This window comes from Aeromonas media, from assembly GCF_000819985.1.
GTDB lineage: Bacteria > Pseudomonadota > Gammaproteobacteria > Enterobacterales > Aeromonadaceae > Aeromonas > Aeromonas media.
In genome coordinates this window covers 1-11242 of the sequence record NZ_CDBZ01000087.1, presented here as the reverse complement: position 1 = coordinate 11242, position 11242 = coordinate 1, and the positions used below count along the sequence as shown (strand labels likewise).

The window sequence follows — 11242 nt, the reverse complement described above, 5'->3', positions numbered from 1 at the left end:
GGGACGGCAGCCATAAGCCAGGTTGCCTTGGGCCATCTCAGCCCCCGGGAGTCCGATGTCTGGATCGTTCCCGGCGAGATGGCGGGACGGCAACCATGACCCAAGTTGCCTTGGGCCAGATCTGTCCCCGGAAGCCCGATGCCTGGGTCATTCCCGGCGAGATGGTGGGGAGGGGCAAATAAGGCTCTGAGTTGGGGGCACGGATAAACAGGAGGGGCGCCGCGGCGCCCCTTCTCATTCACAGCCAAGGGTTCAGCTCTTGCTCTCGCAGTTGAACATCCAGTGAGTGCCGAACTTGTCCACCAGCGAGCCGAAATAGGCGCCCCAGAACATCTCCTGCAACGGCATCTCCACCTGGCCGCCCTCCCCCAGGGCCGCAAACAGGCGATCGGTCTCGGCCCGGCTGTCCGGCTCCAGGTTGAGGTAGCTGTTGTTGCCCTGCACCAGGGTGAACCCCATGCTGGCGGGGGCGTCCGTGCCCATCAGCACGTGGCCGCCGAGGATGGGCAACGCCACGTGCATCACTAGGTCGCCATCCTCCTCGGACAGGGGCGGCTGACCCGGGCAGCCGGGAGACTCCTTGAACCTGTGGATGGGGCCGTTGAACTCACCGCCGAACACCTCCCGGTAGAACAGGAAGGCCGCCTCCGTCTCCCGGGCAAAATTGAGATAGGTACTGACACGCGCCATGATGATCTCCTTGGTCATTGATAGCGGATTTCGCGAACAGCTATCAGCATAGAAGAGTCAGCGCCAGGGTCACCCCGACAATCAGTACACCAGTGAGTCCACATCGGCGGTTGCACCCGTTTCCCCACGAGTACCAGCCTGATACGCAATCAAAAAAGAGCAACCCAACACAGCCACGGGTTGCACCTCATGAATCACTCAGAAAACATGTATGCAACCTATTAATATTGCACTGAAAACCTATATTCAGCCCTGTTTTAAGGCTCAATCCTCCGAACCATTTGGCATAGGAAAATTCAACAATGTAGCCAAAACATTAAAATTTCTTGCTTGAAGGTTGCACCTGGTTGCGCCATCCTCGGCAAAATTTAACCGTCCGGTAATATTGTTACCTTCTAGACACAGGAAGTCCCATGGCCACTACCACCCTCGGCGTTAAACTCGATGAAGCGACCCGCGACCGTCTCAAGCAGGCCGCCCAGACCCTGGATCGCACCCCCCACTGGCTGATCAAGCAGGCGATCTTCACCTATCTGGAGCAGCTGGAGCGCGGCCTGACCCCGCCCGAGCAGTCCGGTCTGGCCGCTGCCGCCGGGGAAGAGGCCATCGAGACCCTGACCGAGCAGGGGATCCAGGTCTTCCTCGAGTTTGCCGAGAGCATCCTGCCGCAGTCCGTGCTGCGCGCCGCCATCACCTCCGCCTATCGCCGCCCCGAGACCGAGGCCGTGCCCATGCTGCTGGAGCAGGCCCGCCTGCCCAAGGAGAAGGCCGAGGCCACCCAGAAGCTCGCCATGAGCATCGCCGAGAAGCTGCGCAACCAGAAGAGCGCCAGCGGCCGTCAGGGCCTGGTGCAGGGGCTGCTGCAAGAGTTTTCCCTCTCCTCCCAGGAAGGGGTGGCCTTGATGTGTCTGGCGGAGGCGCTGCTGCGTATCCCCGACAAGGCGACCCGCGATGCCCTGATCCGCGACAAGATAAGCGGTGGCAACTGGAGCCAGCATCTGGGCCAGAGCGCCTCCCTGTTCGTCAATGCCGCCTCCTGGGGCCTGCTCATCACCGGCAAGCTGGTGGCCACCCACAACGAGGCAGGCCTCAACAGCTCACTCAAGGGGCTGATCGGCAAGGGCGGCGAGCCGCTGATCCGCAAGGGTGTGGACATGGCGATGCGCCTGATGGGGGAGCAGTTCGTCACCGGCGAGACCATAGCCGAGGCGCTGGCGAACGCGGGCTCCATGGAAAACAGGGGTTTCCGCTACTCCTACGACATGCTGGGGGAAGCGGCACTGACGGAAGAAGACGCCAAGCGTTATCTCGCCTCCTACGAGCAGGCCATCCACGCCATCGGCAAGGCCTCCCATGGCCGCGGCATCTATGAGGGCCCGGGCATCTCCATCAAACTCTCCGCCCTGCACCCGCGCTACAGCCGCGCCCAGTACGATCGCGTGATGGAGGAGCTCTATCCCACCCTGCTCGGGCTGACCCAGCTCGCCAAGCAGTACGACATCGGCATCAACATAGACGCCGAGGAGGCCGATCGGCTGGAGATCTCCCTCGACCTGCTGGAAAAGCTCTGCTTCGACCCGTCTCTCGCGGACTGGAACGGCATCGGCTTCGTCATCCAGGCCTATCAGAAGCGCTGCCCCTATGTGATCGACTACGTCATCGATCTCGCCAAGCGCAGCCGTCACCGCCTGATGATCCGGCTGGTGAAGGGCGCCTACTGGGACAGCGAGATCAAGCGCGCCCAGCAGGACGGCCTGGAGGGTTACCCCGTCTATACCCGCAAGCCCTACACGGATGTCTCCTATCTCGCCTGCGCCCGCAAGCTGCTGGCGGTGCCCGAGTCCATCTATCCCCAGTTTGCCACCCACAACGCCCACTCCCTGTCGGCCATCTACCAGCTGGCGGGTCAAAACTACTACCCGGGCCAGTACGAGTTCCAGTGCCTGCACGGCATGGGTGAGCCGCTCTACGAACAGGTGGTCGGCAAGGTCGCCGACGGCAAGCTGGGTCGCCCCTGCCGCATCTATGCGCCGGTCGGCAGCCACGAGACCCTGCTCGCCTACCTGGTGCGCCGCCTGCTGGAGAACGGGGCCAACACCTCCTTCGTCAACCGCATCGCGGACAACAGCATCTCCCTGCAGGATCTGGTGCAGGATCCGGTACAGCAGATCGAGCAGATGGCCGCCCGTGAAGGCAGCCTGGGTCTGCCCCACCCGCGCATTCCCCTGCCCCGTGAGCTGTACGGCGAGGCTCGTCCGAACTCCGCCGGCCTGGATCTCGCGAACGAGCACCGTCTGGGATCGCTGTCCGCCGCCCTGCTCGCCAGCACCAACACCGCCTATCAGGCCCTGCCCATGTTGGGTAATGAACACCCGGGCTGCGACACCGAGGCGCCGACCCAGTTCCAGCAGGTGGTCAACCCGGCGGATCACCGCGACGTCGTCGGTCAGGTGAGCGAAGCCACGGTCGAACTGGTGGACAAGGCCCTCGCCTGCGCCCTGGCCAGCGGCCAGATCTGGCAATCGACTCCGCCGGCCGAGCGTGCCGCCGTGCTGGATCGCGCCGCCGACCTGATGGAATCCGAGCTGCAACCCCTGATGGGCCTACTGGTACGCGAATCCGGCAAGACTTTCGCCAACGCCATCGCCGAGGTGCGCGAGGCGGTGGACTTCCTGCGCTACTACGCCGCCCAGGCGCGCAACCACTTCGCCAACGAGAGCCACAGACCGCTCGGCCCCGTGGTCTGCATCAGCCCCTGGAACTTCCCGCTGGCCATCTTCAGCGGCCAGGTCTGCGCGGCGCTCGCGGCCGGCAATACGGTGCTCGCCAAGCCTGCGGAGCAGACCCCCCTCATCGCGGCGCAAGCGGTGCGCATCCTGCGCGAGGCCGGCGTCCCCGCCGGTGCGGTGCAACTGCTGCCGGGCCGCGGTGAGACCGTGGGGGCGGCGCTCATCGCGGACGAGCGAGTGCGCGGCGTCATGTTCACCGGCTCCACCGAGGTGGCGGGTATCATCTCCCGCAACCTGGCCGGTCGCCTCGACGCCCAGGGCCGCACCATTCCGCTCATCGCCGAGACCGGCGGCCAGAACGCCATGATCGTCGACTCCTCCGCTCTCACCGAACAGGTGGTGATGGACGTCATCTCCTCGGCGTTCGACAGCGCCGGTCAGCGCTGCTCCGCCCTGCGGGTGCTGTGCGTGCAGGACGACGTCGCCGAGCGGGTGATCCGTATGCTCAAGGGCGCCATGGCCGAGTACAAGGTCGGCAGCCCCGAGCACCTCTCCACCGACATCGGCCCTGTCATCGACGCCGAGGCCAAGGCCAACATAGAACGCCACATCAAGGCCATGGGGGACAAGGGTCGCCGGGTGCACCAGATTGCCCGCACCCAAGAGGGTGCCTGCAACCGCGGCACCTTCGTGCTGCCGACGCTCATCGAGCTCGACAGCCTGGATGAGCTGGGCCCAGAGGTGTTCGGCCCTGTGCTGCACCTGGTGCGCTACCCCCGTGCCAAGCTCGGCGAACTGCTCGCGCAGATCAACGACAGCGGCTACGGCCTGACTCTGGGGGTCCACACCCGCATCGACGAGACCATCGCCCAGGTGGTCAACACCGCCAAGGTCGGCAACCTCTACGTCAACCGCAACATAGTGGGCGCCGTGGTCGGGGTGCAGCCGTTCGGCGGCGAAGGGCTCTCCGGCACAGGACCCAAGGCGGGTGGCCCGCTCTACATGTACCGTCTGCTCGGGGCACGCCCGCAGGAGGCGGTGACCAGCCAGCTTCGCCAGGAGCCGGGCGCAACCCCGCAAGCCGAGGCCGCCAAACCGGCGCTGCTGGCCTTGCGTGGCTGGGCGGGCAAGCAGGCCCCGGCACTGGTGGCCCTGTGCGATCGCTACGGCGAGCTGGCGCTGAGCGGCCTGACCCAACTGCTGGTCGGCCCCACCGGCGAGCGCAACAGCTACAGCCTGCTGCCCCGGGAGCGTGTGCTCTGCCTGGCCGCCGACGATAAAGAAGCCAAGACGGATCTGCTGGCCCAGCTGGCGGCCTGTCTGGCGGTCGGGACAGAGGTGCTGTGGCAGGACAATGCCCAGAACCGTACCCTGCTGACCAGCCTGCCCAGCGAGGTACAGGCGCGCATCCAGCTGGTTGCGGACTGGGCCAGCAGCGACATCGGCTTCGATGCCCTGCTGCACCACGGCGACTCGGATCAGCTGCGGGAAGTGGCCAAGCTGGCCGCTGCCCGTGCGGGTGCCATCGTCGGCGTGCACGGCCTGCACCGTGGCGAGACCGACATCCCCCTGGAGCGACTGCTGATCGAGCACGCCCTCTCGGTCAACACCGCCGCCGCCGGTGGCAACGCCAGCCTGATGACCATAGGCTAAGCACCGCGACAGAGACTAAAGCCCCGCCGATGCGGGGCTTTTTATGTCAGTCGCTCGCTCACAAGTGCATAAAAAAGGCCGCCCTTGTCGGGGCGGCCTTCTTGTTCTCCCTTCTCCCCTCGCGGGAGAAGGATTGGGGATGAGGGGGTTAAACGTACTCCATAAACACCCGGGAAGTGAGCTTGGTGATGAGCTCGTAGGGAGAAGATTGTGCCTATCTCCTCGGCCGCCATCCCAAGTCAAAGGGTTAAACGTACTCCATAAACACTCTGGAGGTCAGCTTGGTGATCAGCTCGTAAGGAATGGTGCCAATCTCGTCGGCGACCCGCTCCACCGGCAAGCCCTCGCCCCAGAGCACGGCTTCGTCACCGGCCTTGTCGGTGGCGTCAGGGCCGAGATCCACAGTGGTCATGTCCATGGAGACGCGGCCCACCAGGGGGACGATGCGGCCATTGACCAGCACGGACGTGCCGTTGGGTGCCATGCGCGGGTAGCCATCGCCATAGCCGATGGCAATCACCCCGAGCCGGGTATCACGGGTTGACACCCAGTTGGCGCCATAACCCACAGGCTCCCCCGCCTTGTGATCCCGCACTGCGATGAGCTGGGTCTTCAAGGTCATCACGGGTTTCAGGTCGTAATCCGCCGCCACCGTGTTCGGGAAGGGGGAGACGCCGTAGAGGATGACGCCGGGGCGCACCCAGTCGCAGTGGGAGTCCGGCCAGGCCAGAATGCCTGCCGAGTTCGCCATGGCACGCTCGCCCTTGAGGGAGGCGGTCAACTTGCTGAACAAGTCGATCTGCTCGCGGGTGGTGGATTGCTCGAGCTCATCGGAGCGGCTGAAGTGGGTCATGACGTTGAACGGCTGCACCACGTTCTTGCACTTGCCGAGCCGCTCGATAAAGGCGGGCATCTCCTCGGCCCGCACCCCGAGCCGGTGCATGCCGGTGTCAAGCTTGAACCAGGCCACCACGGGGGCCGGCAACTCGGCCTGCTCCAGGGCCTCGAGCTGCTCCCAGGTATGCACCGCGGTCTGCAGGTTGTTGGCCGCCAGCACCGGCAAATCGGCACTCGAGAAGAAGCCCTCCAGCAGCACTATGGGTTTGACCACGGCGCAGGAGCGCAGCATCAGCGCCTCCTCGATGCGGGCCACCGCATAGGCGTCCGCATCCACCAGGGTGCGGGCCACCGGCAGCAGGCCATGGCCATAGGCGTTGGCCTTGACCACGGCGATGATCTTGCAGGAAGGCGCGTGGCGCTTGACCACGGCGAGGTTGTGGCGCAGGGCCGAGGTATCGATTTGGGCAATAGCCGCTTTCATCTGTTTTCCCTTACGAGGGCATGATGGCGCACCTGCGCCAGGCACCGAGTGGTGTCATCCCTTGATAGTCATCGTCTAAGGCCGGACCGGCAGAATTGTCGAACCGGGAAAACTGTGTCTTGTCATCTGGGAGCGGTTCGCTCCCGCTCAGTAATCGTCGTCAAACGCCGGGCCGGCGTAGTTGTCGAACCGGGAGAACTGGCCCTGGAAGCTGAGGCGCACCCGTCCGTATTGGTACCGTTACGCTGCTTGCCTATGGTCATCCCAGCAATTCCCTTGTCAGGACAATCAGGTACTCAATAATCATCGTCAAACGCCGGGCCGGCGTAGTTGTCGAACCGGGAGAACTGACCCTGGAAGGTGAGGCGCACCCGACCTATGGGGCCGTTACGCTGCTTGCCGATGATGATCTCCGCAATCCCCTTGTCGGGACTGTCGTCGTGATACACCTCGTCGCGGTAGATGAACATGATCAAATCCGCATCCTGCTCGATGGAGCCGGATTCCCGCAGATCCGAGTTGACCGGCCGCTTGTCGGCCCGCTGCTCCAGGCTTCGGTTCAGCTGGGAGAGCGCCACCACAGGGCATTGCAGCTCTTTCGCCAGGGCCTTGAGGGAGCGGGAGATTTCACCGATCTCCAGGGTTCTGTTGTCAGACAGCGCAGGTACCCGCATCAGCTGCAGGTAGTCGATCATGATCATCGAGAGACCGCCGTGCTCGCGGGCGATGCGCCGGGCACGGGAGCGCACGTCGGTCGGGGTCAGGCCGGAGGCGTCATCTATGTACATCTTGCCCTTCTCGAGCAGTAGCCCCATGGTGGAGGAGAGTCGCGCCCAGTCTTCATCGTCGAGCTGGCCGGTCCGCACCTTGGTCTGATCGATGCGCCCCACCGAGGCGAGCATACGCATGATGATCTGCTCGGAGGGCATCTCCAGGGAGAAGATGAGCACCGGCTTGTCGGCGGTGAGCGCCGCGTGCTCGCACAGGTTCATGGCAAAGGTGGTCTTGCCCATGGAGGGACGGGCCGCGACTATGATGAGGTCCGAGCGCTGCAGGCCGGCGGTCATCTTGTCCAGATCCCCATAACCGCTGGAGACCCCGGTCACGCCGTTGTGAGGAGTCTTGAACAGCTCCTCAATCTTGTCGACCGTCTGCTCCAGAATGAGTTTCAGGGGCTGCGGGCCCTCGTTGGCGCTGGAGCGCTGCTCGGCAATCTGGAACACCTTGCTCTCGGCCAGGTCCAGCAGATCGCCGGAGGTGCGCCCCTGGGGCTCGTAACCCGCTTCGACTATCTCGTTGGCGACCGAGATCATCTCCCGTACCACAGCCCGCTCACGCACGATCTCGGCGTAGGCATTGATGTTGGCGGCGCTCGGGGTGTTCTTGGCGATCTCCACCAGATAGGCGAAGCCACCGGACTCTTCCAGCTGCTCGGAGCGCTCCAGCTCCTCCTGCAGGGTGATGAGATCGATGGGGTTGCCCGCATTGGAGAGGCGGGTCATGGCCTGGAAGATCAGGCGGTGGGGACGGCTGTAGAAATCCTTGTCGATCACCCGCTCGGCCACCCGATCCCAGGCCTCGTTATCCAGCATCAGACCGCCCAGTACGGACTGCTCGGCCTCAAAAGAGTGGGGGGGAACTTTCAGCTGTTGTGTCTTGGCGTCTTTTTTCGCCGTCACTTGCTCTGCCATACACATAAAAACCGCAGCGGGAAGGGGACGGGAATTTTACAAAAGAAACCCCGCCATCGCGAGCGCTAATGCGCGCTATTCACCTCACCCGGTGGCCTGCCTGCTTGCGGATGGCCGGCTCATCGGCTCCTGGGGCCCTCCCTGCCCCTCACAGCACGAGGAAGGGCCAGACCAGGGTCTGATCCTTCGCCTTGGATTTGAGCTTGTTGCGCAGCCTGCGCACCGAACGACTCGGTCGTCTGTTTCTCATGGGGATCCTCCTTGGCGCCCCCAGGGGGGGCAATCTGTTCATGAATAATTCATGCCAGACATGGTAATCATACCCGCAAGCTGCAACACAAAAAGGGACCGGCAGCCTGCCATGCGCCTCGCTGAGCTTGCACAAGCAGAGCATGCCCCCACCTACATGAGAGTGAAAGAGTCAAAATGAAAAAGATGCTGACCCTGTTTGCCGTGATCCTGGCCATTGGCCTTGGGGCACCCATCGCCGAGGCCAAGAAATTTGGTGGCGGCAAATCCTTTGGCAAGAGCTACAAGACGGCACCGGCTCAACCGGCTCCGACTGCAGCCCCCGTGAATGGCAAGAATCCGACTCTGGCCGCGGCGCCCAAGAAGAGCGGCATGATGGGTGGCCTGCTGGGCGGCCTGCTGGCCGGTGGCCTGTTCGCCTACCTGCTGGGCAGCGGCGCCTTCGAAGGTCTGCAAGGGATGGACTTCCTGCTGATCGCCCTGCTGGCACTGGGTGGTGTATTCCTGTTCCGAGCCCTGCGCAAGAACAAGGCGGCGGCACCTCAGCCACAGACGGCCTACGCGGGCTATCAGCCTCCGTCGGCAGCGCCTCAGCAGTTCGAACAGAGCAACGGTGCCCCGCAGGCAACCGGCTTTGCCGACAGTGACGTCCCCTTCCGCCTGCCGCCAGGTTTTGACATGAACGGTTTCCTGTCCGGTGCCCGCGATCACTATCGCACCCTGCAAGAGGCCTGGAACAAGAACGATCTGGAGAAGGTACGGGAGTACGTGAGCCCGGAACTGTTCCAGCACCTCCAGGCCGAGCGCGCCGAACTGACCGGCGAGCAGCACACCGAGGTGATGTATGTGGATACCCAGCTGGTGCGTGCCGACTACGGCAGCGACTGGGCCCAGGTCAGCGTGCGCTTCAGCGGGCGCTACATGGACCGTCAGGAGCAGGTCGAGGAGGACATCAAGGAGGTGTGGCACCTCGAGCGCAACCTGGCCAAGGACAATGCCCCCTGGCACATCGTCGGTATCGAGCAGCTGTAAGCACGCTCGTCCGGCAAGCATGATAAAGGCGACCTCAGGGTCGCTTTTTTATTGCCGTCGTACTCATCACTGCGACTCATGGAATATTCCCCCACCTTGCGAGGGGCCGGGAATAATCGTCATCAGCCCCTGTTGATGACCTCGAAAATAAAAAAGAGAGGCAGTCATGGCTGCCTCTCTTTTGTTATTGGCCCAGAGCCGCTGGATTATTTGCAGCCATCCATAGAGGCGGAATTAACATAGCTGACTTCACCAGACGGCTGATAATCGGCCACCAGTATGGTCTTCTTCGCCGCGATGTAATCCTTCAGCACACCGGCATCCACCAGACCGGCATTGATGGTGTCGATCTTCGGATAACCGTCACCACCGGCCGCACTGAAGCTCGGGATGGAGAAGCTGTAGCTGGCCGCCGGATCGAAGGCCTTGCCGCCCACGCTGGTGATGGTCACGCTTTTCGCCTGGCAGTCCACCGCCATGTTGATGCCACCAAACTGGGCATAGCCGCCGGTGTTGATGGTCTTGGTCGCCACCTGGCCCAGATAGGCCGCCAGCTCGCTGCCACTCATGGTCGCCTTGTTGACCGTGTTGCCAAATGGATGCACGGTCAGCACGTCGCGGTAGCTGATGTCGCCAGCCGCGATGGAGGCACGCACCCCGCCTGAGTTGACGATGCCAAAATCGGTACCCAGCTTCTCGGCGGTGGCGGTGGTGATGAGGCGACCCAGATTGGTCTGCTTGTTGCGCACGTTGGCACGCTCGCCGTCCAGCACGCCGTCGGTGGAGCCTATCACCACGCCCAGCTCCTGCTGACCCTTCTCCTGGTAGGTAAGCAGGGTATTGTAGAGCTCGGGATCCTTGGTGATCTCTTCCTGAATGAAGGCGCCGTCAGCGTCTTTCAGATTGACAGGGATGAGGTCGTACTGGGTCAGGGTCAGCTTGCCATTCTGGTAGTCAAACTGGGCGCGGCCCACATACTTGCCCCACTCGTGGGCCTGCATGATCCAGGTGCCGTTCTGCTGATCCGGCAGGCAATCGTCACCCGGCTTGAAGTCGGCGTACTTGTCCGGCGTGCCCGGCTCCATGCAAACCGGGTTCTGGGAGTGACCGCCGATGATGGCGTCCAGAGTGCCGGCCGGCAGTGCACGCGCCATCTCCACATCCCCGGGAGCATTGCTGCCGTGCTGGCCATTTTCGTAGTGACCCATGTGGGTGATGGCCAGGACCAGGTTCGCCTCTTTGTTGTCGCGGATCTGCTTGCCGAGCTTGGCCGCTTCAGTGGTCGGATCGCGGAACTCCAGGGTCTGGACGTTGTTGGGGTCCACCAGCTGGGCGGTGTCTTCGGTGGTCAGGCCCAGCACGGCAACCTTGAGACCGCTCTCCAGCTTGAACACCTTGTAGGGATCGAAATAGCGCTTGCCGCTGGCCTTGTCGTAGATGTTGGCGGAGATCATGGGGAACTGGGCCCACTCACGCTGTTTCTCCAGGATGGTCAGAGGGTTGTCGAACTCGTGGTTACCCACCGCCATGGCATCGTAGCGGATGCTGTTCATGGCCATGAAGTCCGGCTCGGCATCCTGCAGATCCGACTCGGGCACCCCGGTGTTCACGTCGCCACCGGAGAGTACCAGCACCTCGCTGCCGGCCGCCTTGGCCTCGCCACGCAGGCGTTCGACCAGGGTCTTCTGGGCAGCCATGCCATATTCACCCTTGTCGTTGTGCCAGAAACGACCGTGGGTATCATTGGTGTGCAGAATGGTCAGCTTGCAGACATTTTCGGTGCAGGGGGCGACGCTGTCATTGCTTGAGATATTGCAGCCACTCAGCGCGGCGAGCACGGCCAGCGCGACACTTCCTTTGTAAGCGCCCTTGAATCG

The 11242-nt window shown here is 63.2% G+C and carries 6 protein-coding genes and 1 pseudogene; 2 read left to right on the top strand and 5 right to left on the bottom strand.

The annotated features are described in order from the left end of the window. Window positions 1-252: 252 nt before the first annotated feature. Window positions 253-690, bottom strand: coding sequence for a VOC family protein (locus BN1127_RS07750; protein ID WP_042649058.1), 438 nt, complete (start codon window positions 688-690; stop codon window positions 253-255). Between the two features lie 413 nt (window positions 691-1103). On the opposite strand from BN1127_RS07750, the gene putA reads away from it, so the two are divergent. Then, window positions 1104-5072, top strand: coding sequence for a trifunctional transcriptional regulator/proline dehydrogenase/L-glutamate gamma-semialdehyde dehydrogenase (gene putA / locus BN1127_RS07745; RefSeq protein WP_005326882.1), 3969 nt, complete (start codon window positions 1104-1106; stop codon window positions 5070-5072). A 247-nt stretch (window positions 5073-5319) separates the two neighbouring features. Here the strand turns inward: putA and alr are convergent, their stop codons facing one another. The 3 genes and pseudogenes from alr to dnaB all read right to left on the bottom strand — a co-directional run bounded on the left by alr (window position 5320) and on the right by dnaB (window position 8084). Continuing rightward, complete coding sequence (gene alr, locus BN1127_RS07740; protein ID WP_005330481.1) at window positions 5320-6393, bottom strand: alanine racemase; 1074 nt, start codon at window positions 6391-6393, stop codon at window positions 5320-5322. A gap of 147 nt (window positions 6394-6540) precedes the next feature. Beyond that, window positions 6541-6683 (bottom strand): annotated as a pseudogene (locus BN1127_RS23175) (replicative DNA helicase); the annotation flags it as partial. 6 nt (window positions 6684-6689) lie between these two features. After that, entirely contained in the window at window positions 6690-8084 is a 1395-nt protein-coding gene (gene dnaB, locus BN1127_RS07735) for a replicative DNA helicase (protein WP_005330482.1), read from the bottom strand. Between the two features lie 426 nt (window positions 8085-8510). Here dnaB and BN1127_RS07730 point away from each other — a divergent pair, with 426 nt between their 5' ends. Further along, on the top strand, window positions 8511-9365 hold the full coding sequence (locus tag BN1127_RS07730) for a Tim44 domain-containing protein (RefSeq protein ID WP_005330485.1): 855 nt from the start codon (window positions 8511-8513) through the stop codon (window positions 9363-9365). A gap of 206 nt (window positions 9366-9571) precedes the next feature. Here the strand turns inward: BN1127_RS07730 and ushA are convergent. Further along, the coding region (gene ushA, locus BN1127_RS07725; protein ID WP_269425313.1) for a bifunctional UDP-sugar hydrolase/5'-nucleotidase UshA at window positions 9572-11242 on the bottom strand (1671 nt) is incomplete at its 5' end.

Coding starts and splice junctions, on each gene's coding strand:
- BN1127_RS07750 (WP_042649058.1), bottom strand. CDS start 690: ATGGCGCGTGTCAGTACCTATCTCAATTTTGCCCGGGAGACGGAGGCG.
- putA (WP_005326882.1), top strand. CDS start 1,104: ATGGCCACTACCACCCTCGGCGTTAAACTCGATGAAGCGACCCGCGAC.
- alr (WP_005330481.1), bottom strand. CDS start 6,393: ATGAAAGCGGCTATTGCCCAAATCGATACCTCGGCCCTGCGCCACAAC.
- dnaB (WP_005330482.1), bottom strand. CDS start 8,084: ATGGCAGAGCAAGTGACGGCGAAAAAAGACGCCAAGACACAACAGCTG.
- BN1127_RS07730 (WP_005330485.1), top strand. CDS start 8,511: ATGAAAAAGATGCTGACCCTGTTTGCCGTGATCCTGGCCATTGGCCTT.